Here is a 23,970-nt window from a genome sequence, read left to right as displayed (position 1 = left end):
TGAAGCTTTTAGCCTCTGTTTGAGTTTCCGTTTTCTTGCATATCGAAAGGGCAGTCCGTGGCATCGATGTCATCGCTTGCGAAATCCTCAGCGGTCATGACTGCGGGTACGCTGGTTTCACGCATTTTGGGTCTGGTGAAGACTGTTCTTCTCACCGCCGCGATCGGACTGGCTATCGGAGGTGCAGCGGACGCTTTTGACGTAGCTAACAAGGTGCCCAACAACCTGTACATGTTGTTGGCTGGCGGTATTCTCAACGCGGTTCTGGTGCCTCAAATTGTGCGCGCGTCCAAACAGGCTGACGGTGGCGCCGACTACATCAACCGTCTGCTCACCCTGTCGATTCTGCTTTTGGCTGGATTCACCGCGGTCGCAACGCTGGCTGCCCCAATTCTTGTGCGCATTTATGCCAGCCCCACATGGGATGCTGACAAGATTGCGCTAGCAGTTGCGTTTGCGTTTATTTCTCTTCCCAAGATTTTCTTCTTTGGCCTGTACACCATGCTGGGCCAAGTGCTCAACGCAAAGGAAAATTTTGGGCCATACATGTGGGCGCCCGTTCTGAACAATCTGGTTTCCATTGCGGGGCTGGGCTTGTTCATTTTCTTGTTTGGCCCTGGTGACCTGGGACAACATGCCGTGGGAACGTGGGACGCCGCCAAGATTTGGGTGATAGCCGGAACCGGAACCTTGGGCGTTGTCGCTCAGGCTCTCATTCTCATTTGGCCGCTCAAACGGATCGGCTTCAAGTACACCCCTACTTTCGGGTTCCGAGGTGTGGGTTTGGGTACCGCTGGCAAGGTAGCCGGGTGGACGTTCGCCGCGGTCCTTGTGGGCCAGTTGGGATTCATTGTGACCTCGCAGGTTGCGTCCACGGCATCGTCTTCCGGCACCGAGGTGACCCCTTCCTTGGCAGCGTACACGGCTGCGTACATGACGTTTATGCTTCCGCACTCGCTGGTCGCGGTGTCACTGTCTACTGCACTGTTTACTGACCTGTCGCAGTCGGCAGCTGATCAGAACGACGAAAAGTTGGTTGATACTTACACACAAGGTGTGCGAGTTGTGGGGTTTGTCAACACGTTTTTCACCGTGGCATTCATTGTGCTGGCTGCCCCCATGTCGATGGTCATGGCGGGAGCGAACCAGACACAGGCCCATGCGGTTGGTCTCATCGTGATCACCATGATCATTGGGCTTATTCCGTTTAGTGGCATGTATCTCACACAACGTGTTTTCTATGCATACGAAGACGCCCGGACACCGTTTTGGATCCAGGTTCCCCAGATCATCATTCAATCAGCCGGTGTGATCGCTTCGGCATTCCTTCCCAAGCAGTACATCGTCGCTGGAATTGGTGCCTCCATGTCACTGGGCTATGTTTTCGCTTTGGCCGTGGCAGTCTGGTGTTTACGTAAACGTCTGCCGGCACTTCCCATTGCATCCACCGTTTTTGCCCACCTTCGATTTGGACTCGCTGGCTTGGTCAGCGGGGCGGTTGGGTTTGCCATGATGTGGTTCCTGCCCGATCCCATGTGGGCAGGGCGTGCACGCGCATTCATCGTGTGCGCCGTTATTGGATGTGTCATGCTGGCTGTCTTCATGCTGGCCGCGTGGCTGATCCGAGTTCCAGAAATGCGTTCGCTCGTCACAGCTGTCCGCACCAAATTAGGGCGGTAAGCGACCCCTGAAAGTTCAGGACACTACTTTGCCGAGCTCAGCTCGGTGGCAGACATGTGAGGTTCGCAGTCCGTTAAGATGACATGAGCAGGAGGTGAGGAAACTGCCACAGATCCAACGAGGCACAGCTATCGCAGACCGGTACGTCGTGTCCGAAATCCTACGTCCCTGGCTCGTAGATTTCCCCGAGCGTGGGTCAATCCTTTTAGCACTCGACGCTATCTTGGATGTACCTCGCATTGTCTACGTTTCCCCCACCGAATACTCCGGACCCCTGCTAGAACGAGCCGGCCGAAGCGCACTCCTCGCCGACCCACGCGTACCAGCCATCGAAGATGCGGGCACGTGGAATGACTTCGACTACGTTGTTGTCCAACGCACGGGTGGAACGTCACTAGCTCGAGTACTCGCAAACGGCCCACTTGACACACCCGTTGCAACCGCTGTAGTGGGTGAACTTGCCACAGTTCTAACGCACGCTGCCTCCCGAGGTCTCCACCACGGGGTTCTAGGGCCCGAATCAGTTGCCATCACCGCCGACGGCGATATTGTGGTCCGAGGTATTTCACTCGATGCGGCCGTCGCTCAGGAACCCTTGAACCTGGGCACGGGAAGCATGACCGAATCCGAACTCAGCCAAACGGACGCCCGCGCACTTGTCGCTATCCTCTATGCGTGCCTCACTGGCAAATGGCCAGGTGACGAACCACGGGCAGGACTTGACGCCTCGGGACGCAAAAACAACCGAATCTTGCCCGTTAGCCACTTCGTAGACACGGTTCCTGAATCGATCGAAGAGTTCGCCTCAGGAGTTATGGGCGAACAAGACCCAGGCCCCCGCTCCCCCAGTGAAGTTGTGCGGTTCCTCGAACCCTGGGACACTCGCCTCCTCAGCACAGTCGACCAGTCTTCACGCACCGAAGACGAACTGTTTTCAGTCCGAGCCCACGACCCCCAGACCGTTGTGGCGCCAGAAACTGGAGGCGAAGCAAAGTCCGACCACTCCCCCGGTGCGTCACCAGCTCAGCTCGCAGTCGCACTGGAACGCATTGGCCTCACACGACCCGGAATGCACGGGGCAGCCGCGGGCGTCAACACCGCCCACCCCGACCGTTACGCCGACCGCATCCAGATGCGCCGAGCAAGCACGTTCCCTATCGCTCCCGACAAGCTCCCGCAGGTCGAAGAATGGTCAGAAGAACGGCCACAGGGGCCCGGGGACGTATCAGAAGAAGACCCACACCAGACCGCACGAATCCTCAACCGCGATGACGCGTTCACGGGTAGCGCTACTGAACCCGGTGTAGCTGAAGGTGCTTACGCGCGGGACGGGTATGCATACGGTGGCGAGACCGAAGACTCAGAAGACCGTCTTTGGGACGAACCGGAAAACAACCTCGACGACAGTCCCGAATCAGATGCCACTGCAGAATCTGAGGACAACAGCAACGACTGGTTCATGGGAGGGGTATTCCAAACCCGCGAACAAGCCTTTGCCAGACAACAAGCCGAATTTGAACGTGAACGCCAACTGGAGCGACAGGCACGCGAACGTGCCCGACGAACTCAGCCGGCGGTCACCTCGGCGGCGGGCGGAGCAGCCGCGACGAGCCCCAAAGTCGTGACACCAACGCGTTCGGAGAAAGTAGCCGAGTCGGAACCGTCAGATTCGAGCAAAATACAGTCCGAGAAGCCGGAGCAGTCCGACAAATCAGGGAAGCGTCGCTTTGGAGTTTTATTCGGGGTTGTAGCCATTATTGCGGCTCTCGTTTTGGTGGGTGTCGTGATTGTGCGATCAGTGGGGTCCGGCGAAACCACTACCGCCTCACAAGAGAACCACGAAGAATCTCAAGGGGAAGACCAAAGCGAGGATAAACAAGACGAGGAAGAAGCGGAGCCTCCCGCTCCCAAGGAGCCAGAAGGTCCCGCACCTGAAATCAACAAGGCCACGCCCCTAGACCCTGAAGGTGACGGTAAAGAGGGTAACGCGAAAGCGAAGAATCTGATCCCTGGTGAAGCAGGAAGCTGGGAGACTGACCGGTATAACTCAAAGGAGTTTGGCCAGCTCAAAAAGGGAGTGGGAATCGCTCTTGAGCTGAAAGAGCGCACTACAGTCAAGGAAGTCGGAGTTGAGTCCGAAGTAGGCGGCGGATCCTTTGACATCCTTGTAGGAACCGATAAAAACATCGACAAAGCTCAAAAAGTGGGATCTGGCGAATTCCAAAAAGGTAAAGTGACCACTGTAACGATCGATGATCCCGCAGAAGCCACTCACGTGTTCATCTGGATTAAAGAACTTCCTAAAGTCGGCGACGGTTACCGTGCCGTCATTCCTAACGTCACACTGTCTTAAGTCACGCAGCACTAAGCACATGGAATAACTGAGTAACGCACAGTGTTGCCTTGAACGACAAAGGAGATCAATGACTCAGACACAACTCGTCATCGTAGGTTCAGGGCCAGCTGGGTACACGGCTGCCGTCTACGCCGCACGCGCCGGCCTATCCCCCGTCGTTATCGCCGGGTCAGTCACCGCTGGTGGTGAACTCATGAACACCACTGATGTTGAAAACTTCCCCGGATTTCCAGAAGGAATTCAAGGGCCCGACCTCATGGAGAACATGCGCCAACAAGCTGAACGCTTTGGTGCCCAGGTCGTGTATGACGACGTCGCTTCAATTGATTTCACACCAGGTGCACACAAGCTCACCACCGCGCTTGGAAGCGAGTACACAGCGCAGGCTGTAATTCTGGCTACAGGCTCGGCTTATCGTCACTTGAATGTCCCCGGTGAAGAAGCACTGTCTGGACACGGTGTGAGCTGGTGCGCCACGTGCGACGGGTTCTTCTTTAAGGATCAGCACATCGCTGTAGTTGGCGGGGGCGACTCTGCTCTTGAAGAAGCCACTTTCCTCACCCGTTTTGCTTCAAAGGTGACCCTCATTCACCGCAGGCAGGAATTCCGAGCGTCAGTGGCCATGCAGAAGCGCGCTGAAGCAGACCCCAAGTTGGAGTTTCTCTTGGATTCCGAGGTCGCAAGCATCCACGGTGACACCTCTGTCACGGGCCTCACCGTCCGCAATACAGTTACCGGGGAAGAATCCGAGCTTCCAGTTACTGGTCTGTTTGTAGCGATCGGTTCAGACCCACGCACAGATCTCTTTAAAGACACTCTTGATCTGCGAGAAGACGGCTACTTGGCCGTTGACGGACGTACATCCAAGACATCGGTCGAGGGAGTCTTTGCAGCAGGCGACGTCATTGATCCCGTATATCGTCAGGCAGTCACAGCAGCAGGTTCCGGCTGTGTGGCAGCTCTCGACGCCGAACATTACCTGGCCGAACTCACTGACCAGTCATAAACAAAGGAGAAAACATGGCACAGGAAGTTACTGACGCAACATTCAAGGAAGAAGTTCTCTCGAGCGATCTTCCTGTCCTCGTGGACTTTTGGGCACCATGGTGTGGCCCTTGTCGCATGGTTGGACCGATCGTGGACGAAATCGCCCAGGAACAGGCAGACAAACTCAAGGTCGTCAAACTCAACACCGACGATAACCTGGAGACCGCCTCGGCCTATGGCATTACTTCCATCCCAGCACTTTACGTGTTTAAGGGCGGCGAAGTGGCCAAGACCATTATTGGTGCACGTCCTAAGCCTGCACTGGAACAGGAACTGGCCGAATTCATCGGTTAATCCATTGAGAACTCTTTACGGGTGCCTGTTGTAAACTCAACAGGCACCCTTCTTCACGGTAAGGATCATGACAGTTTCCTCGATTCACCCTGGCGATTCAGACCCGTTAGTCGCAACGGTCAAAGCCCAACTTCACAGGTTGGGTTATCAGTGCGACCCTAGCTCTGACTTATTCGATCACCAGTTCGAATCCGTGATTCGGGAGTTTCAACAGTCCCGTGGGATCGTTGTAGACGGTGTGATTGGCGCGGAGACTTTTAAAGAACTAGAAATTGCGCGCTACAAGCTAGGTGATCGTGTTCTCCGCTTTGATCCTGTTAGGCCGTTGCAAGGTGACGACGTCACTGAACTTCAACACCGACTCTCACGCTTAGGTGTCTACACGGAATCAATCACATTTGAGTTCGGTTCAGCCACACACAACGCAGTGCGCGAAATTCAGAATGAGCTGGGCCTCTCCCCCGATGGCGTTGTTGGGCCGTCTACCTTAGCTGCGCTTTCGGCCGTGTATCGCCAGTCGTCGCATGGCAACTTGTGGGCGCTCCAAGAACGTGCACGTGTAACCGCTTCAGGCGAGTCATTGACCGGGCGCACCATTGTGATTGAGTCTGGTACAACCGCGCGCGATTTTGTGAACACCACTGCCACCTCGCAGTCACTTGAACAAGAAAGAACCTGGAGTAGCGACATCGCTTCCCGTGTCGAAGGCCGTTTGAGTGCTCTTGGCGCATCGATTGTGCACATTCCCAGCGATAAACCGCACCTCGCCGACGTTCTAAACGCGGCGGCAGTTATAACGGTTAATCAAGATTACGCTCCCTCCCCTGCCCCAAACGGTATAGCCACTTTTTACTTTGGACAGAACAAAGACTCAAACATGGTCTCTCCTATCGGTCGTTCTTTGGGTGGCCTAGTACACCGTGAGGTTGTTGCCCGCACTCCCCTGTTGAACTGTGGTGTTCATGCGCGTACGTGGGAAAGTTTACGCAACGTCAAAGCGCCAAAGGTTCAAGTGTTCGCAGGGTATACGTCCAACGAACATGACCGGGAGCTGTTAGCGCAAACGTCCGTCCGGGATTCAATTGCAGAAGGTATTTCCGTAGCTGTTCAGCGATTGTTTTTGCACAAGGACAATGACTACGACACCGGAACTTTGAATGTCGAGTCAATCCGTGAAATGCGCAATCTTTATTCTGCAAAGTAGCTTTTAATGACAATAGCCGCCGGTCCTTCGACCGACGGCTATTGCATACTGAAGCTATTCGTTAAGACCTAGTACCTTGAGAATTCGCTCTAGGTCCTGTTGATTAGCAAAATCAACTGTCATCTTCCCTTTGCGCTTCCCCATCACTATATTGACCTTGGTGTCGAGCTTGTCACCAACTGATTGAGCTAACGACACCAGCTCAGCGTCTGCTTTCCGTGTTTCACGTGAAACATTTTTTTGATCACCACGATTCAGAAGAACTACAGCTTCTTCGGTGGCTCGGACGGATAAACCTTCTGCGACGATGCGCTGTGCAAGCTCTTCCATTTGAGCAGGATCATTGAGTCCTAGCAACGCACGTGCATGACCTTGTGAAAGAACACCCGCTGCTACTCGGCGTTGCACTAACCCCGGCAGTCGCAGAAGACGCAACGTGTTCGCAATCTGAGGGCGCGACCTGCCAATTCGTTCAGAAAGCTCTTCCTGTGTGCATTTGAAGTCGTCCAGCAATTGCTGGTACGCCGCTGCCTCTTCAAGCGGATTGAGGTCCGATCGATGCAGGTTTTCAAGCAGTGCATCACGCAACAGGTCGTCATCACTTACTTCGCGAACAATAGCAGGGATTTCTTTCAGCCCAGCTAACTTTGATGCGCGCAGCCTTCGCTCACCCATAATTAGCTCGTATGCCGGCTTCTTGGTGTCAACGACGCGAACGACGACTGGTTGCAAAACGCCTACCTCTTGAATTGAGGTAACGAGCTCGTCGAGATCATCTTCGTCGAAAACTGTCCTTGGCTGTCGCGGATTCGGTGAGATCGTATCAAGCCTTAGCATTCCGAATGCGGTTCCAGGTACTGCGACTAGCTCTGTTTCACGTGAAACATCGTCATTCGAAGCTTGCTTCGTCGTTTTGCGAGTTGATGACGCCTTCGCTGTCGTTGTCTTCTTTCTTGTAGCGTTATTTTTTGAAGCTGTCGCGTTACCTTCGTGTGTCGTGCGGGGGAGTAGCTTTTTCGAAGCGCGTGACTGTCGCATCGATTCCGCGGGATCCTTAGATGTTTCACGTGAAACACTCTTGTTGGATTGAGGAAAAAAGACATCCACAGGGCGGTCCTCATTGATCACATCAGGAATGAGTGATCCAATTCCGCGGCCTAGTCCTCGTTTACGCTCAGCCATTCTGTGCTCCTCGCTCAGCTATTTCCTCCGCAGCCTCTCGATACGAAAGCGCTCCGGGGGAGTTTGGATCATAAGTAATGACGGTCTTCCCATAGGAAGGCGCCTCTGAAATTCGTACATTGCGGGGGATAGGGGTATTGAGAGTCTGCGCTGGGAAGTGAGCGCGCACGTCTTCAGCCACTTGTGAACTCAGGTTGGTCCGCCCATCATACATCGTCAAAAGAATAGTGCTTACTGACAGCTGAGGGTTCAAGTGCTTCTGAATGAGCTGAATGTTGTTCAGTAGCTGGCTAAGGCCCTCAAGCGCGTAATACTCACATTGGATAGGGATCAGAACTTCTTCTGCAGCGACAAATGCGTTCACTGTGAGCAGTCCAAGGCTTGGCGGACAGTCGATAAACACATAATCAACTGGGTTACCGTCAGCTTTCCGTTGTTCCAAGTAGCTCTCGAGAGCTCGTTTCAACCTGAATTCACGCGCGTGAACGGATACCAACTCAATTTCAGCACCTGCAAGATCTATTGTTGCCGGCACAGCGCTTAGGTTTTCAATATCAGGGCAATCGCTGACGACCTCGGCCATTTCCATACCGTCCAGTAGCACTTCATAAACTGAATTCACATCAGTTGAGTGCTCGATACCCAAAGCAGTACTTGCGTTGCCTTGTGGGTCAATATCGATGACAAGGACCTGCAGTCCGTGCTTGGCCAGGGCAGCGGCAATATTGACAGTCGTCGTAGTTTTACCGACTCCACCCTTCTGGTTAGCGATCGTAAATATACGTGTACTTTGCGGTTTGGGGAAGCGCTTCGCCTCTAGACGCTCAGCTCGACGACTGTTTCGAGCGATCTCTGCACCTAGGGGAGTCGAATCATCCAAAATGGGCATTTTGACTCCGTTCGTATCGTGACTACTCCATTCTAGGCCACATACGAACTGTCACTTCTAACGATCTAAACAGAATGTTTCACGTGAAACATTCCAAAAAGGAAACTCGACAATAACTAAGAGTCGTCTATATATCGAATGTACGTACTATTTAGCGACGTGCGGTTTCCACGACCCGTGTAGGAATCTCAAGGAACTCCTCACCCATGAGTTTGATAACCGGGGGAGTCATCTTGTCTCGCTTGAGGACCTTCTTAGCCTTGTCAATCTCTTCCTGAGCTTTAAGTCCCTTGAGGGCCAGCAGCCTTCCACCTGGGCTCAGAACTGGGGCCGACCATTCGACCAGCACGTTCAACGCTTTAACTGCGCGTGCGGTCACCACAGTAAAGACTTCGTCGTCTACCAGGTCTTCAACGCGCCCGCGAATGATACGAACGTTCTCAATACCAAGGTCGTCGACAACCATCCCTAGCCAGTCAACGCGCCTTTCCATTGCTTCGATAAGCACGAACGAGGCGTGAGGCTGTGCAAGCGACAAGACAAGGCCAGGCAGGCCAGCACCCGAACCAATATCACCCACGACGTCATCATCGTGGATAAGGGGAGCTACGACTGCACAGTTCAGAATGTGACGTGTCCACAACTTATCGAGCTCACGTGGCCCAATAAGACCCCATTCCACACCAGTGGTAGCCAAGTGTTCGGCATAGGTGCGAGCGTGGGGGAGACGCTCGCCAAAAATCTGTTCCGCGCATGCGGGTACTGGTTCTACCTGAGACATGATTACTCAGCTGAGATAACCACGTGCCTGCGGTCGCCTTCGCCTTCCGATTCGGAAACCAAACCGGCCTTGGAAACCTGATCGTGAATGACTTTGCGTTCAAACGAGTTCATGGGCTTGAGCGATACCGGTTCGCCAGACGCCTTCACTTTCTCAATGTAATCGCGTGCCAAGTCCTTCAACGCATCACGGCGGCGGTTACGGAAACCATCGATATCGAGCATCATCCATGAACGTTGACCGGTAGCAGACTGCACTGCCAAACGGGTCAGTTCCTGAAGCGCTGCAAGAGTGCGACCTTCCTTACCCACCAGTGTGGAAAGGTTGGAGTCTTCTTCGTCGCAGACAATGGCAACCTGCGGGCGACCTTCTTTCACATCGATGTCAATGTCACCATCGATGTCAGCAATGTCGAGCAGTTCTTCCAAATAGTCCGCTGCAATGTCGCCTTCTTCTTCAAGAAGTTCGGCGCGTGTGGGCTTCTTTTCAACGATTTCGTCAGTCATGCTTCTCTACTTTTTCTTATTCTTCTTCTTTTGACGAGCTTTGCTCATGGGTTGTCGACGCTGGCCTGACTTAGGCTTTGCCTCCGACTCAGCAGCTTTCTTTGGCTGCATCGACTTTGGAAGCGGTTTGCCCTGGCGTTCACGACGGGCAATGAGTTCTTTTTCGGCCTTTGAACCAGGTGTAGGCATATTGCGAATCACAATGAACTGCTGAACCATTGTCCACACGTTTGAAACCAGCCAGTACACAATCAGACCCAGTGGGAAGTAAATACCACCCACAGCGAAGATGATTGGCATCATGTACAGAAGCATCTTCTGCTGTTGCATGAACGGATTGTTCATAGCTGCTTCCGACATGTTCTTTGCCATGATCTGGCGCTGAGTGATGAACTGGGTAACACCCATAATCACGATCAGAATCGCGGTGAGGACCTTCGTTCCAAGGTCACCCTGAAGGAAGGTGTCGGAAAGCTCTACGCCGAAAATCGAGGCGTGGGTTGCCTGGCTTGCAAGCTCCTGTGTTAGACCCCCGATGGGCGGAATGTCACCGTTGCCGATTCCTTCAGTGTTGCGAATAACGCGGAACAGCGAGAAGAAGATAGGCATCTGTACCAGCAACGGCAAACATGAAGCGAATGGGTTGGTACCGTGCTTCTTAAACAGTGCCTGCTGCTCTTCTGCCATCTGTTGCCTGGAGAACTGGTCGCGCTTACCCTTGTACTTCTTTTGCAGCTCCATCATTTCTGGTTGCAAAAGCTGCATCTTTCGCTGCGCCTTGATCTGGTAGACAAACAGGGGAATCAGCACAGCACGCACAACGATGGTCAAACCTGCAATCGCTGCGACCCACGTCCACCCGGCGGTTGGGCTCATTCCCAACGCGGTGAACGCCATGTGGAAAAATGCAAGAATCCAAGCGACGACCCACTCAATGGGCAGAAGTAGCTTGCCTAGCCAGTCCATGTAGTAATCTCCTAGACGCTGCGAGAAGCGTCATCTGTAAAAGCGTCAGGCACCATTGTGCCATTGTTCGCTCGCTTCATTTCCAAACTCCGCTGGTGAAGCACCGACCCGTGTACATAGTCGACGCCACCTTGCGAAAAGGGGTTACACCTGAGCAGTCGCCACACTGTCATGGCCGTACCCACAATCAAACCTCTTACTTCAAACGCGTCTAACGCATATTTCGAACATGTGGGGTAGTACTTACACACGTTCCCGTACAGCTTCGACACGGTTTTTCGATACCCGCGCATAAAAAGAACAGCTGGCATCCGTGGTGCTATCACACACGCATGTCCAATCTTTGCCCACACGCCACGCGGCCACGGTGGGAGCGATGACGGAGTGTTCTCCAAATCCTTCACTGGCTGTCCTCTGAAAGTACCCGGCTGAGCGCAACGTCGAAGTCGCGTTCTAAGTAGATAAACTCACTACGAGCTGACTGGGGGAGTGCTCGCACCACGTAGATTCCTGGTGGCATGTGAGTCAAACGTTCATGAGCGATCGCACGTAACCGACGCTTTACTCGGTTACGCGTCACAGCATTTCCAATACCTTTAGAGACAACAAACCCCACGCGCGGGGCGTGGGATTCCGAGTTGAGTGCTACGTGAAGGATCAGGTTCCGGGTCCCGGCTTTCAGACCGGAGCGAAAAGCGCGCCGAAAGTCCTCAGAGCTACGAACCCGGTTCCCGACCGGTAACACTTAGGCTGAAAGATTAGCGCGACCCTTGCGACGACGAGCAGCAAGGATGCTGCGTCCGGCACGGGTACGCATACGCGCACGGAAACCGTGGGTCTTTGCACGCTTACGGGTGTTGGGCTGGAAAGTACGCTTGCTCACTTTAATACTCCGTCTATGTGGAAACTGTTTGCGGTGCCATGATTGGCACGGTGCGCGATCTACGGCGCTCCTGCGACCAGGCCGGATCAGTCACATCATGCAAAGGCCCGCAACACAGGACACTCCAGCATAAAGCGTGTGAGCCTCGCAGGTCAAACCCTATTGACTCATCGGTGCTGAGGTTCACAGTCTCGTCATTTCTACGTTGCTTGCACATCCTGCCCGTTACCTCACGTACACATCAAGTCTTCTTTTCAATTACACGTGTGTCGTTCTACGAGGTTTTAAACAACCCCTTCCACAAATGACAAGCATGTAGTTATCCACAAGGTTGTCCACCGATGTGGATAAATCAAGGGAAGTGGGTTGAGAATTCCACATTGTGTGGAAAACTATGTGGAAGTAGGAACCATCTCTATCCACACGTGTGTTCACGCACCCTTAGGAACCACATGACCAATGAAAACGAAAACCTCCAACAAATCTGGACCGATGTCGTTGAAGGAATGCGCACTGATTCACAACTTCAACCTCGGCTGAAAGGCTTTTTGGGGCTCGCCGCCCCCAAAGCGATCGTTGAAGACTTAGTGGTGATCTCTGTCCCCAACGATCTCACCCGCCACACGTTTGAGCGTGAACTCCGGCAACCGTTGGGACAGGCCTTCAGCGAAGCTCTTGGCAGGCCTGTGTCGTTTGCTTTCGCGCTTGATTCCAGTATGAACACCGATCCCACACCTGCAGAGGAACCTGCAACGACCTCGGCGCCGGAACCCCAGATTGCAACACCTGCCCAACCCACGGTGGTAGCGCCTACAGAGTCTCCCGAGGTGGGAAGCTCAGATCTGAACCCCAAGTACACATTCGACAGCTTCGTTATTGGTGCGTCCAACCGCTTCGCCCACGCGGCCGCATTTGCGGTAGCCGAATCACCTGCCAAGGCGTACAACCCGCTGTTCATCTACGGAGATTCCGGGCTGGGTAAGACTCACTTGTTGCACGCGGTGGGCCACTATGCGCTCCAGCTCTACCCAAAGATCAGGGTGCGATACGTGTCCAGTGAAGAGTTCGTGAACGACTTCATCAACACGGTTGGTTCTCAAGTGACGTCGAATACGTTGCGTCCTGCGTTCCAGCGCCGGTACCGGGAAGTCGACATTCTCATGATTGACGACATTCAGTTCTTGCAGGGCAAAGACGCAACCGTCGAAGAGTTTTTCCACACCTTCAATGCTCTGCACGCTGAAAACAAGCAGGTCATCATCACGTCTGACCAGCCACCGAAGATGCTGAAAGGCTTCGAGGAACGACTGCGGTCCAGGTTTGAGTCTGGGTTGCTTACCGACGTCCAGCCACCAGACTTGGAAACTCGTTTTGCGATTCTTCGTAACAAGGCCGCCAACGAGAACTTGGCCGTTCCAGACGAGGTCTTGGAGTTCATCGCTTCCCGCGTTTCGTCGAATATTCGAGAACTCGAAGGAGCACTCATTCGCGTCACCGCGTTCTCTAACCTCAACGAACAGGTTATTGACGTTGGACTTGCTCAAACCGTGCTGAAGGACTTCATCACCCACGATGAAACGCCCGAAATCACGGCGACAGACATCATGGGCCAGACCGCCCAGTACTTCAATCTGTCGATCGAGGACCTGCAGGGGTCTAGTCGTTCGCGCACGTTGACTACTGCGCGTCAGATCGCAATGTACCTGTGTCGTGAACTCACGGATCTATCGCTTCCCAAGATTGGTGAAGCCTTTGGTGGGCGCGACCACACCACGGTCATGCACGCCAACCGCAAGATCGGTACCCAGATGGCTGAACGTCGCGCGATCTACACCCAGGTCACGGAACTCACTAACCGGATCAAGCAACAGCACCGGCTTTAAGCCTCAGCGGCTAGGAGCCAACGTCCTCAATAAAACGTGCGCACGCACGTAATTAACACAGAAAATGCGTTGTACACAACTGTGGAAAAGCCTGTGCATATTGCATGTTTTCCTGTGGGGTGATGAATGAACTTCTCATGACCTCCGGTGGATGCCTGTGTAACTACCTCAATGTAACTCACAAGCATCCACTGACACGTGGAACTTTACGCACACACATGTGCACACGGCTGATCAGTCGCTCGGGCGCATAAAAGCTCGACGACATCGATGTAATTCCACAGTTTCCACAAGTCCTACTACTGCAAATATTTTCAAGTTGAATAACAAGAAGGGACGCCGCGCACTGCTCTGAGGACCCTGCTGTGAACCGATTTGCGAATGAGTAATTACAAGAATTGCTCGGGGTATCACCGGCGTGTAAAGTTGCAATCTGCGAATAAGTACGAACTTTGGGGAGAGACGTGAACGCAGACAGCACCGTGAAGTTCAAAGTTGAACGTGACGTCTTTGCCGACGCAGTGACTTGGGCAGCCAAGAATTTGCCTCAGCGTCCCGTAATTCCTGTTCTCACAGGTGTGTTAGTAACAGCAGATAGTAACGGCACCGTCCGCTTTGCGTTCTATGACTTGGAAGTTTCTCAACGCATCACTGTTGAAGCTGATGTTGAAACACCGGGAACATTCCTGGTTTCTGGTCGCCTCTTGGCTGACATCGCGCGTGCTTTGCCACCTCAGCAAGTTGTTCTTGAACTCAACAATGGCAAGGTAGACATTTCCTGTGGTTCATCGCGCTTTTCGCTGATGACCATGCCAGTTGAGGAATACCCTGACCTGCCAACAATTCCTGACACAACAGGTGTTGTGAGCGCATCCACCTTCCAGCACGCTGTGTCGCAGGTTGCCGTAGCTGCTTCACGTGATGACACATTGCCTGTTTTGACGAGTGTCCGCATTGAAATTGAGGGCGACAAGGTCACTCTTCTTGCAACTGACCGTTACCGTCTTGCCGTTCGCCAGTTCACGTGGAACCCGCGTACACCAGACTTTTCTGCGAATGCCCTGCTTCGCGCTAAGACCTTGTCTGAAGTCGCTAAGTCAATGTCGGGCGATCTCGAGATTTCGATTGCAGAATCCAACGGCAAGGAAATGCTTTCATTTACTTCCGACGGCCGAGTTGTGACCTCACTTCTCATTGAAGGTGACTACCCTAAGGTGCGTTCGTTGTTCCCTAAAGAATCAACGATTACTGCAGTTTTGCAGGTGGGAGCACTCCGGGAAGCGGTTCGCCGTGTGTCACTTGTCGCTGAACGCAACACTCCTATCAAGTTTGAGTTCACCGACGGTTCTCTTGTTCTTCGTGCTGGCGCTGGTGACGATGCGCAAGCAAGCGAAGCGCTTCCGGCCACAATCGAGGGTGGCGACATTCTCACTGGCTTTAACCCGCACTACATTTCCGAGGGACTTAACGCAATCGATACTCCGTATGTGCGGTTCAGCCTCACGGACCCCAAGAAACCGGTAGTGATTTCTGGTATGCAGGAACCTGATGGCGAAGTCGATTCGGCTTACCGTTACCTGCTCATGCCGATTCTGCGTTTCTAAGCGAGGTAAAACATGTGGGTTTCGCAGCTGCGTCTGCGTAACTTTCGCTCCTACGAGTCCTTCGATGTCGCTCTAGAAAAGGGCGTAAGCACGTTCGTTGCACCTAACGGATGGGGAAAAACCAATCTTGTTGAGGCGTTGGCGTATGTCTCACACTTGAAGTCCCACCGAGTTTCCCAGGATTTGCCGTTGGTGAGGTCGGGTTGTGATGAGGCAACGGTTGCGGTTTTGGCTCACCGAGGTGACCGCCAGTTGGCCTTAGAAGTCACCGTCCGTGCCAAAGGGGCCAATTCGGCCAGGATCCAGCGTCAGTCGGTGCGTCCGCGTGAGTTGGTTGGTCTGTTGCCGTGTGTGGTGTTTGCGCCAGAAGACTTGGGTCTGGTGAAGGGTGAACCGGCTCAACGGCGGGATTTTCTTGATGACTTGTTGGTGACTCAGTCACCTAGATTCGTGGCTGTGCGGGCAGATTCTGACCGGGCGCTCAAGCAACGAAACGCCTTGCTGAAGGAACTGAAAAACAACCGCGATCCAGGTCTTGAGGCAACGCTTGCAATTTGGGATGAGGCGTTTGCGGAGGCTGCATCCCAGCTGGTGGTAGGGCGAATGGATTTGGTGAAGCGCCTGACCCAGCCTTTGCAGAACGATTTTGCCACATTGGCGCAGGATGCCAATGAAGACCGCAAATCAGTAACCGCAACCTATACGTCGCGGATTGATTATTCGGATATCCGCAATACAACGGATGCGAAGAACGCAATTATTCAGGCACTCGAGTCCCGTCGGGTGCCCGAAATTGACCGGGGTCTCACGCTAGTGGGGCCACAGCGTGACGATCTTGAACTGGAGATCGGCGGAGTTTCGGCAAAGCACTATGCTTCGCACGGTGAGTCCTGGTCAGTGGCCTTGGCGCTGAAGTTGGCTGGTTGGCACGTACTTCAAGAAGACAACAGTGGCCCGGATGATTCTGCTGTTTTAGTACTCGATGACGTTTTTGCTGAACTCGATGAGGGCCGTCGCAACCGCTTGGCTGGAATGCTTGAGCCTGCGCAACAGGTTCTGATCACCGCCGCGGTCCCTGGTGACGTCCCGGAGTCCTTGCACTCGACCATTATTAACTTACGGGACGCGTAGTGGGGGAGTACACCCTGGGGAATCCCACCACCTCGGTCGCGGTGTTAGAGGCGTTGGACCGGGTGCGCCGCATGGGGGACGGTGCGGATCTGGCAACTGGTGCAAAGCGTTCGTGGCGTAGTTTTACCCGCGCCGAGGTCGTCTATTCCGGTCCTGGTAAGGATCCCCGGGATCCGCAGAAGTTGGGTATCAGCTTGGCTACGCTGACGAAGAAGTTCGGGTGGGAGACCCAGCTCGATGTGGGTGAGCTGATGGGTAGGTGGCCGCAACTTGTGGGTGCAAATGTGGCTGAGCACTGTGTACCGGTCGTGTGTGAACCGCCCAAGTTGGTAGTGCGTGCGAGTTCGAGTACGTGGGCTACGCAGATGCGGGTGATGTCGATGATGCTTTTGGATCGGCTAGAAAAGGAGCTGGGCAGGCGCATCATTGACGACATTGAAATTCTGGGTCCAACTCAGAAGTCGTGGAAGCGTGGAAGACGCTCAGTTAAAGGTCGGGGACCCAGGGATACGTACGGATAGAAGGCATCGTTTGTACGTCTGAAAAGTCCGCAAACTGGCGAAGCGCTGAACGCCCAAATAACGGCCGCACACCCGTGGAGCTAAGGGGCGGTGTGTGAATCGGGATAAACTTCCAAATTTGCCCGGTTCAAACGCCTTATATAAAGGTATGAGGGCCGCGAACACGGTACTATTGAGCAGTACGTATTGTTCAGACGAGGAGACCCATGACAGCGGACGACAACCGGCATTATGACGCGGACGATATTACCGTCCTGGAAGGTTTAGAAGCGGTTCGTAAGCGTCCCGGTATGTACATCGGGTCAACGTCCGAACGTGGTCTGCACCACTTGGTATATGAAATCGTCGACAACGCTGTCGATGAGGCTCTGGCCGGGTTCAACGACAGAATCCACGTCACCATTTTGGCTGATGGGGGAGTGCGGGTAGAAGACCGAGGTCGTGGTATCCCGGTTGCCATTCACTCCACTGAGAAGGTCCCCACCTTGCAGGTGGTTCTGACGATCCTGCACGCCGGAGGTAAGTTCGGTGGCGGCGGATACGCAGTATCCGGTGGTTTGCACGGTGTGGGTTCTTCAGTGGTTAACGCGCTGTCGAAGAGGATGGACGCAGAAGTTCACCGCGACGGGTTTGTGTGGCGCCAAAGCTACGAACGTGGTGTACCCACGGGTGAGGTCACCAAGGGCGAAGCGGCTGACCACACCGGAACGATCATTACGTTCTGGCCGGATGAAGAGATTTTTGACACCGTCCAGTTCAATTTTGAAACGTTGCGCGCTCGCTTCCAGCAGATGGCGTTCTTGAACAAGGGACTCAGCATTACTCTGCGCGACGAACGCGCCGAACAGGTCAATGACGACGACGTTCAGTTAGAAGAACAAGAAGAAGAGTTCAAGCCACGTGAAGTCACGTTTAAGTATGACAACGGACTCTTTGATTACGTGAAGTACTTGAACTCCACTAAGAAGTCTGAGCCAGTTCACGAAGACATCATTTCGTTTGAAGCCGAAGACACTGAAGAAACCATTGCGCTTGAAGTCGCAATGCAGTGGACGTCGAGCTACGCAGAATCGGTTCACACGTATGCCAACACCATTAATACCCACGAAGGTGGAACGCACGAAGAAGGTTTCCGCATCGCGTTGACTAACTTGATCAACGCGTACGCGCGTGAACAAAAGCTCTTAAAGGAAAAGGACACCAACCTCACTGGTGATGACGTGCGTGAAGGACTCACTGCGGTTATCTCCATCAAACTGGGTGAACCACAGTTCGAAGGTCAAACCAAAACCAAGCTGGGGAACTCAGAAGCACGCGGGTTTGTGCAGCGGGTAGTCCGCGACCACCTCGGGCACTGGCTGGAATCCAACCCCATGCAAGCCAAAGAGGTCGTCCGCAAGGCAATCCAGGCTTCCCAAGCACGGATGGCTGCCCGCAAGGCTCGCGAGGCGACACGCAGGAAGTCCCTATTGGAGTCTTCGGGTCTGCCTGGAAAGCTCAAAGACTGCCAGTCAAAGGACCCGTCGATTTCAGAAGTGTTCATTGTGGAGGGTGACTCCGCTGGTGGTTCGGCGGTGCAGGGCCGTGACCCACTGACGCAGGCGATTCTGCCGTTGCGTGGAAAGATCCTCAACGTTGAAAAGGCTAGGCTTGACCGTGCGCTGTCGAACCTGGAAGTGCAGTCGATGATTACGGCGTTTGGAACCGGAATCGGCGACGAATTCGACATCGAGAAACTGCGCTACCACAAGATTGTGCTGATGGCTGACGCCGATGTTGACGGCCAGCACATCACCACGCTGTTGCTGACGCTGATCTTCCGGTACATGAAGCCGCTCATCGAGCGTGGTCACGTGTACTTGGCTACCCCGCCGCTGTATCGCATCAAGTGGTCGAATGCTGCGGATGAATTTGCGTACACAGATCGGGAACGTGACGCGCTCCTGACTGACGGGCGTGCCAACGGGAAGCGGTTGCCTAAAGAACTGGGTATCCAGCGCTACAAGGGTCTTGGTGAAATGAACTACCACGAACTGTGGGAGACCACCATGAACCCTGATCACCGTCTGCTCAAGCAGGTCACGCTGGACGACGCGATGGTGGCCGACGAGATTTTCTCGGTGCTCATGGGCGATGACGTGGATTCGCGCAAACGCTTTATTCAAGAGAACGCAAAAGACGTTCGCTTCCTAGACATTTAAGACATACGACGTTGCCAGCTCGCGTGTGCGAGTCAGCGTTCAGACATGAGGAGGGCTTAAGTGGCCGACGAAACTCACGGTGAGGATCATACACCGGAAGACGCGCAAGGTGTAGTGGCCTCACGGGTTGAAAAGGTTGACCTCAACCTTGAAATGCAGCGTAGTTATTTGGACTACGCAATGAGTGTGATTGTGGGGCGTGCGCTTCCTGACGCCAGGGACGGTTTGAAGCCGGTTCACCGTCGCGTTCTTTATGCGATGTATGACGGTGGGTACCGCCCTGACCGCAACTACTCCAAGTGCTCACGTGTTGTGGGTGACGTGATGGGTCAGTACCACCCACACGGTGACTCCGCGATTTACGATGCGTTGGTGCGTTTGGTTCAGCCATGGGCCATGCGCTATCCGCTCATTGACGGGCAGGGTAACTTCGGTTCGGCCGGTAATGATGGGGCGGCTGCTCCGCGTTACACGGAATGCAAAATGGCGCCACTGTCCTTGGAGATGGTGCGTGACATCGAAGAAGACACGGTTGACTTCCAGGACAACTACGACGGGCGTAACCAAGAACCGGTGTACCTGCCGGCTAGGTTCCCAAACCTGCTGGTCAATGGTTCGGCCGGTATTGCGGTGGGTATGGCCACGAACATTCCGCCGCACAACCTGCGTGAAGTAGCAGCCGGTGCTCAGTGGTTGTTGGCCCACCCGGATGCCACAAACGACGAAGCTCTTGAAGCGTTGCTCGGCATTATCAAGGGGCCAGACTTCCCCAACGGCGCCACCATTTTGGGGCGCAAGGGAATTGAGGACGCGTACCGTACCGGCCGTGGATCGATCACGCAGCGCGCGGTTGTGGAAGTGGAAGAGATCCAGGGACGCACGTGCCTGGTGGTGACTGAACTTCCGTACATGGTGAACCCGGACACGTTGGCGAACAAGATCGCTTCGTACGTTAAGGACGGCAAGGTTGCTGGTATTGCTGACCTGCGTGACGAGTCTTCTGGGCGTACCGGTCAGCGCTTGGTCATTGTCCTGAAGCGCGATGCGGTCGCAAAGGTCGTGCTGAATAACCTGTACAAGCACACGCAGCTGCAGGAGAACTTCTCAGCGAACATGCTGGCGCTGGTGGACAATGTGCCGCGTACCTTGTCCATTGACGCGTTCTTGCGTCTGTGGGTCAAGCACCAGATTGACGTGATTGTGCGTCGTACGCGTTTCCGCTTGAAGAAGGCCGAAGAACGCGCTCACATTCTGCGCGGTTACCTCAAGGCACTTTCTGCACTTGATGAAGTGATTGCGTTGATCCGTCGTTCGCCGTCTTCGGATGAAGCACGGACCGGCCTGATGGAGCTGTTGGACGTCGATGAAATCCAGGCAAATGCGATTTTGGACTTGCAGTTGCGCCGTCTGGCAGCGCTTGAACGTCTCAAGATCGAAGAAGAAGCGCAGAAGATTGAAGAGCTGATCAAGGACTACAACGAGATCCTGGCGACGCCTGCGCGTCAGCGTGAGATTGTGTCTGAAGAACTTGACGCGGTTGTGCAGCGCTACGGGGATGACCGCCGTACCAAGATTTTGGCTGGTTTCGACGGTGATGTGTCCATGGAGGACCTGATCCCTGAAGAAGAAGTGGTCGTCACCATTACTCGCGGAGGGTACGCGAAGCGCACCCAGTCTGCGTTGTACCGGGCCCAACACCGAGGTGGTAAGGGCATCACGGGTGCCCGCCTGCGTGGGGACGATGTGGTGGAGCAGTTCTTCGTGACGTCGACGCACAACTGGTTGTTGTTCTTCACCAACACAGGGCGTGTGTACCGTGCGAAAGCGTATGAGCTGCCAGAAGGTATGCGTGACGCTAAGGGTCAGCACGTAGCGAACCTGTTGGCGCTTCAGCCGGATGAAGAGATTGCGGAAGTCCTGTCGATCCCGGACTATGACGCGGCGCAGTACTTGATGCTTGCCACGAAGTCTGGTCTGGTGAAGAAGACGCGCCTGTCTGAATACGACTCCAACCGCACCGGTGGTGTCATCGCAATCAACCTGCGCGAAATGGCAGATGGAAAGTCTGACGAATTGGTTTCAGCGCGCTTGGTCGACGCTGAAGACCACCTGCTCCTGGTGTCCCGTAAAGGCATGTCGATCAGGTTCGCCGCGGACGACTCGACAATCAGGCCAACGGGCCGTGCCACCTCGGGCGTTACCGGAATGAAGTTCAAAGGTGAAGACACCTTGCTCACCATGGACGTCGTCACCCCAGGCACGTACGTGTTCGTGGTGACGGAGGCCGGATTCGCCAAGCGCACCCCGGTTGAGGAATACCGTTTGCAGGGACGTGGCGGATTTGGAATTAAGGTCGCTAAGATCACTGAACAGCGCGGAGATCTGGTTGGCGGACTGATCGTGTCCGAGGGTGACGACGTGTTTGTTGTCATGGAAATGGGCAAGGTTGTGCGCTCCAAGATCGATGAGGTTCCTGCCAAGGGCCGTAACACGATGGGAGTTGTGTTTGCGAAACCGGGTAAGAAGGACCGTATTATTGCGGTGACTCGGGGACCGGAAGCTGAAGACATTCTGGATGAAGTCGACGAAAGTACGGTTTCTGATGCTGAGCTTGATGGCGAGTCAGTAGACTCGGACCAGTCAACCGAAACTCAGGACGACCAGTCAGCCGAAACTCAATCAGCAGACGAAGGTGATGGACACCAGTGAGCGATAACGAGAACAAGCCAAGGGTCCTCAGGACCTCAGCAGGGAAGACCCGCTTGACGGCGGGGTCGTCTGACACTGGTCAGTCGCAGAGTGGTGCTACTGAGAACAAGCAGGCATCTGGGGCTGGCGGCGGTCAGCCGGCGAAGCCACAGCAACCGGCGCAGTCGCAGCAGGCCGGCCAGAATGCTCAGCCAAAGACGTCGACGCAGGCACAGACGCCGGCAAAGGCTGGGTCAGCAGGACAGGCAGGGAAGCCGTCGGGACAGCGGGAGCAACCCGTGAAGGCACAGCCCGCGAAGCCTGCGCAGGCTCCAGCCGCTGGAACTGACTCTGCAAGCGCCTCCGGCTCTGGAAAGTCCGGTGCGGGAGATAGTAGTGCGAGGGGCAACGCTGGCACGGCTGGCAACTCGCGTGCTACTGGCGCGAAAGCTACTGACGCATCCAAGGCAAACAGTTCGGGTGTGCGCTCCACATCGCAGGGAGTTCGCCTGGGCGGTTCCAAGTCAGATGCTGGGCAGACTCAGGTGGTAGCGACCTCGGGCGGGGCTGGTGGTAACGCTGGCAGTGCCGGCGGAGGTACCGGAGGCGCTGCGGCTGGACGTGGTTCCGGGGCGCCAACACAGCAGGGTTCAGGACCAGATACGTCCCGCGACCGAGGTGGCGAATCGCACCCGTCCTCACAGACGCAGCGCGGGTCGGCTCCCACGCAGGTTGGCGGTGTAGGTGCTGTAGCCGGGGCAGGCGCGGGTGCGTCTGCAGCGGGTGGTGTTGCGACCTCGGCGGCGGCAAACCAGTCAGGGTCCGGGCCGGACCACTCCAACGTTGCGAAGACCAGTGGCGCGAAGAAGTCCAAGGATGGCGTGCGCGCGAGCTCTGCCGGCGTGAAGATGAAGGGCAACAAGAAGTCGGGGCCGCGTAGTGTGAACCTGACGGTGGCCAGTGTTGACCTGTGGTCGGTCTCGAAGATGACGCTGCTGCTGTCGGTGGCGCTGGGTATTGCGACGATTGTGGCGTTCATTATTCTGTGGCTGGTGTTGCAGGCGACGGGAACGCTGGAGAGCATCCGTGGAACCTTGGGTGAGATCGCGGGACCTGAGTCGGCAGAAGAAATGCTGAAGCTGCTTGGGTTTGGCCCGGTAGTGAGCTTCGCGGTGATTTTGGCCGTGGTAAACGTTGTGCTTATGACGGCGCTGGCGACGCTATTTGGGTTCTTGTACAACATCGGATCGTCGATGGTGGGCGGATTCCGCTTGACGCTGGTCGACGACTGAGGCTGATTTTGTGGCTGCGGCCCTGGCTGGCGGTTGACGCTGGCTGAGTGTGTGAGCTCTCGCTCGGATGCTGTTTGCAGTGTCCGGGCGAGAATTGTTTTTTGAGTGTGCGGTGTGGGGTTTTAGGTGTGAAATGTGCACGGTTTGAGCGGGTGCGAGTACGTGTTTTGCAAAGTGTTTGAAACGTGTGTATATTTGATTTTCGGTTCAGGGCCTATAGCTCAGGCGGTTAGAGCGCTTCACTGATAATGAAGAGGTCCCTGGTTCAAGTCCAGGTAGGCCCACGTGACCACATCCGATCGGAGGAAACGACGTGAAGAAATGGTTGCCGGTCACACTGTTAGTGGCCCTTTTGGGTTGTGTGTTGCGACTAAGATCACAGCGGCAGCGTGGCCACCAGGAGTGGAAATCTTACACCGACTCGGTATAGAGTAGATTTCACCGCTTGGGGGTATGGCGCAATTGGTAGCGCATCTGCTTTGCAAGCAGAGGGTTAGGGGTTCGAGTCCCCTTACCTCCACTCGAGAAGCTAGTGAGACAGCACTCATAAAACAAAAGCCCTGGTGGGAAAACCCACCAGGGCTTTTGCGTTGCGTCCGGTGGTGGGATTCGGGCTAGTAGTGTTGTCCAGGAGGCGAGTTTTTCGCGGTCGCACCATTGCCAGTCAATGACATGGGTGCCGGTGTGTGCGATGAGTACGCACCACCCGTTGAAGTAGGTGCCATCAAGCATGATCTGGTGGTGTATTTCACTGGTAGGCACCACGGTTGGTGCCACATTCCAGCACCACTGTGTATGCCGGGTAAACGAACGGGTGCTGGTACTGAAGTCGTGGCGGGGTTGGTTGCTTGTTAGCCATTTT

At 54.7% G+C, this 23,970-nt stretch carries 20 protein-coding genes and 2 tRNA genes; 14 read left to right on the top strand and 8 right to left on the bottom strand.

Translation table 11 applies throughout. The features are described from left to right. The first annotated feature begins 66 nt into the window (after positions 1-66). From murJ to HMPREF0183_RS02730, 5 genes are all read left to right on the top strand, one after another. Positions 67-1,680, top strand: coding sequence for a murein biosynthesis integral membrane protein MurJ (gene murJ, locus HMPREF0183_RS02750; protein ID WP_040347822.1), 1,614 nt, complete (start codon positions 67-69; stop codon positions 1,678-1,680). A gap of 94 nt (positions 1,681-1,774) precedes the next feature. Next, positions 1,775-4,033 (top strand): protein kinase family protein, encoded by a 2,259-nt coding sequence (locus HMPREF0183_RS02745; RefSeq protein WP_005882601.1) that lies wholly within the window; start codon positions 1,775-1,777, stop codon positions 4,031-4,033. Positions 4,034-4,103: 70 nt separating this feature from the next. Further along, positions 4,104-5,042, top strand: coding sequence for a thioredoxin-disulfide reductase (gene trxB, locus HMPREF0183_RS02740; protein ID WP_005882599.1), 939 nt, complete (start codon positions 4,104-4,106; stop codon positions 5,040-5,042). Positions 5,043-5,056: 14 nt separating this feature from the next. Beyond that, positions 5,057-5,377 (top strand): thioredoxin, encoded by a 321-nt coding sequence (gene trxA / locus HMPREF0183_RS02735; RefSeq protein ID WP_005882597.1) that lies wholly within the window; start codon positions 5,057-5,059, stop codon positions 5,375-5,377. Positions 5,378-5,444: 67 nt separating this feature from the next. Continuing rightward, positions 5,445-6,581 (top strand): N-acetylmuramoyl-L-alanine amidase, encoded by a 1,137-nt coding sequence (locus tag HMPREF0183_RS02730; RefSeq protein ID WP_005882595.1) that lies wholly within the window; start codon positions 5,445-5,447, stop codon positions 6,579-6,581. Positions 6,582-6,635: 54 nt separating this feature from the next. Here the strand turns inward: HMPREF0183_RS02730 and HMPREF0183_RS02725 are convergent, their stop codons facing one another. The 8 genes from HMPREF0183_RS02725 to rpmH all read right to left on the bottom strand — a co-directional run bounded on the left by HMPREF0183_RS02725 (position 6,636) and on the right by rpmH (position 11,788). Next, a complete protein-coding gene (locus HMPREF0183_RS02725; protein WP_005882593.1) occupies positions 6,636-7,763 on the bottom strand; it encodes a ParB/RepB/Spo0J family partition protein in 1,128 nt (375 codons plus the stop codon). Beyond that, complete coding sequence (locus HMPREF0183_RS02720) at positions 7,756-8,652, bottom strand: ParA family protein (protein ID WP_005882591.1); 897 nt, start codon at positions 8,650-8,652, stop codon at positions 7,756-7,758. The genes HMPREF0183_RS02725 and HMPREF0183_RS02720 overlap by 8 nt, the downstream gene beginning before the upstream one ends. Before the next feature lie 151 nt (positions 8,653-8,803). Next, complete coding sequence (gene rsmG / locus HMPREF0183_RS02715) at positions 8,804-9,433, bottom strand: 16S rRNA (guanine(527)-N(7))-methyltransferase RsmG (RefSeq protein WP_005882589.1); 630 nt, start codon at positions 9,431-9,433, stop codon at positions 8,804-8,806. A gap of 2 nt (positions 9,434-9,435) precedes the next feature. Continuing rightward, a complete protein-coding gene (locus HMPREF0183_RS02710) occupies positions 9,436-9,939 on the bottom strand; it encodes a Jag family protein (protein ID WP_005882587.1) in 504 nt (167 codons plus the stop codon). Between the two features lie 6 nt (positions 9,940-9,945). Then, a complete protein-coding gene (gene yidC, locus HMPREF0183_RS02705) occupies positions 9,946-10,905 on the bottom strand; it encodes a membrane protein insertase YidC (protein ID WP_005882585.1) in 960 nt (319 codons plus the stop codon). Positions 10,906-10,916: 11 nt separating this feature from the next. Further along, positions 10,917-11,198: a membrane protein insertion efficiency factor YidD gene (gene yidD, locus HMPREF0183_RS12425; RefSeq protein ID WP_342610868.1), complete on the bottom strand. Its 282-nt coding sequence runs from the start codon at positions 11,196-11,198 to the stop codon at positions 10,917-10,919. Positions 11,199-11,305: 107 nt separating this feature from the next. Beyond that, a complete protein-coding gene (gene rnpA / locus HMPREF0183_RS12420; protein ID WP_083801424.1) occupies positions 11,306-11,650 on the bottom strand; it encodes a ribonuclease P protein component in 345 nt (114 codons plus the stop codon). Beyond that, entirely contained in the window at positions 11,651-11,788 is a 138-nt protein-coding gene (rpmH, locus tag HMPREF0183_RS12415) for a 50S ribosomal protein L34 (RefSeq protein ID WP_005882578.1), read from the bottom strand. A 452-nt stretch (positions 11,789-12,240) separates the two neighbouring features. Between rpmH and dnaA the strand changes: the two genes are divergently transcribed. From dnaA to HMPREF0183_RS02660, 9 genes are all read left to right on the top strand, one after another. Next, positions 12,241-13,671, top strand: a complete 1,431-nt coding sequence (dnaA, locus tag HMPREF0183_RS02700) for a chromosomal replication initiator protein DnaA (RefSeq protein ID WP_005882576.1) — start codon at positions 12,241-12,243, stop codon at positions 13,669-13,671. Between the two features lie 464 nt (positions 13,672-14,135). Continuing rightward, on the top strand, positions 14,136-15,275 hold the full coding sequence (dnaN, locus tag HMPREF0183_RS02695; RefSeq protein WP_245527088.1) for a DNA polymerase III subunit beta: 1,140 nt from the start codon (positions 14,136-14,138) through the stop codon (positions 15,273-15,275). A 12-nt stretch (positions 15,276-15,287) separates the two neighbouring features. Beyond that, positions 15,288-16,406, top strand: a complete 1,119-nt coding sequence (recF, locus tag HMPREF0183_RS02690) for a DNA replication/repair protein RecF (protein ID WP_005882572.1) — start codon at positions 15,288-15,290, stop codon at positions 16,404-16,406. Beyond that, complete coding sequence (locus HMPREF0183_RS02685) at positions 16,406-16,927, top strand: DciA family protein (RefSeq protein ID WP_005882570.1); 522 nt, start codon at positions 16,406-16,408, stop codon at positions 16,925-16,927. The genes recF and HMPREF0183_RS02685 overlap by 1 nt, the downstream gene beginning before the upstream one ends. A gap of 206 nt (positions 16,928-17,133) precedes the next feature. Further along, complete coding sequence (gyrB, locus tag HMPREF0183_RS02680; RefSeq protein WP_005882568.1) at positions 17,134-19,128, top strand: DNA topoisomerase (ATP-hydrolyzing) subunit B; 1,995 nt, start codon at positions 17,134-17,136, stop codon at positions 19,126-19,128. A 60-nt stretch (positions 19,129-19,188) separates the two neighbouring features. Further along, positions 19,189-21,837 carry a DNA gyrase subunit A gene (gene gyrA / locus HMPREF0183_RS02675; RefSeq protein WP_005882566.1) on the top strand — a complete coding sequence of 883 codons (2,649 nt, stop codon included), beginning with the start codon at positions 19,189-19,191 and terminating at the stop codon, positions 21,835-21,837. Beyond that, complete coding sequence (locus HMPREF0183_RS13175) at positions 21,834-23,108, top strand: DUF3566 domain-containing protein (protein WP_245527087.1); 1,275 nt, start codon at positions 21,834-21,836, stop codon at positions 23,106-23,108. Before gyrA ends, HMPREF0183_RS13175 begins: the two co-directional genes overlap by 4 nt. A 210-nt stretch (positions 23,109-23,318) precedes the next feature. After that, positions 23,319-23,392 (top strand) — tRNA-Ile (locus tag HMPREF0183_RS02665). Between the two features lie 163 nt (positions 23,393-23,555). Beyond that, positions 23,556-23,628, top strand: a tRNA-Ala gene (locus HMPREF0183_RS02660). The last annotated feature ends 342 nt before the right edge of the window (positions 23,629-23,970 follow it).

The sequence above is a fragment of the Brevibacterium mcbrellneri ATCC 49030 genome, assembly GCF_000178455.1.
In the GTDB taxonomy this organism is placed as follows: Bacteria; Actinomycetota; Actinomycetes; order Actinomycetales; family Brevibacteriaceae; genus Brevibacterium; species Brevibacterium mcbrellneri.
This window is presented reverse-complemented; position numbering and strand designations above follow the sequence as displayed.

Coding starts and splice junctions, on each gene's coding strand:
- murJ (WP_040347822.1), top strand. CDS start 67: ATGTCATCGCTTGCGAAATCCTCAGCGGTCATGACTGCGGGTACGCTG.
- trxB (WP_005882599.1), top strand. CDS start 4,104: ATGACTCAGACACAACTCGTCATCGTAGGTTCAGGGCCAGCTGGGTAC.
- trxA (WP_005882597.1), top strand. CDS start 5,057: ATGGCACAGGAAGTTACTGACGCAACATTCAAGGAAGAAGTTCTCTCG.
- HMPREF0183_RS02730 (WP_005882595.1), top strand. CDS start 5,445: ATGACAGTTTCCTCGATTCACCCTGGCGATTCAGACCCGTTAGTCGCA.
- HMPREF0183_RS02725 (WP_005882593.1), bottom strand. CDS start 7,763: ATGGCTGAGCGTAAACGAGGACTAGGCCGCGGAATTGGATCACTCATT.
- HMPREF0183_RS02720 (WP_005882591.1), bottom strand. CDS start 8,652: ATGCCCATTTTGGATGATTCGACTCCCCTAGGTGCAGAGATCGCTCGA.
- rsmG (WP_005882589.1), bottom strand. CDS start 9,433: ATGTCTCAGGTAGAACCAGTACCCGCATGCGCGGAACAGATTTTTGGC.
- HMPREF0183_RS02710 (WP_005882587.1), bottom strand. CDS start 9,939: ATGACTGACGAAATCGTTGAAAAGAAGCCCACACGCGCCGAACTTCTT.
- yidC (WP_005882585.1), bottom strand. CDS start 10,905: ATGGACTGGCTAGGCAAGCTACTTCTGCCCATTGAGTGGGTCGTCGCT.
- yidD (WP_342610868.1), bottom strand. CDS start 11,198: ATGCGCGGGTATCGAAAAACCGTGTCGAAGCTGTACGGGAACGTGTGT.
- dnaA (WP_005882576.1), top strand. CDS start 12,241: ATGACCAATGAAAACGAAAACCTCCAACAAATCTGGACCGATGTCGTT.
- recF (WP_005882572.1), top strand. CDS start 15,288: ATGTGGGTTTCGCAGCTGCGTCTGCGTAACTTTCGCTCCTACGAGTCC.
- gyrB (WP_005882568.1), top strand. CDS start 17,134: ATGACAGCGGACGACAACCGGCATTATGACGCGGACGATATTACCGTC.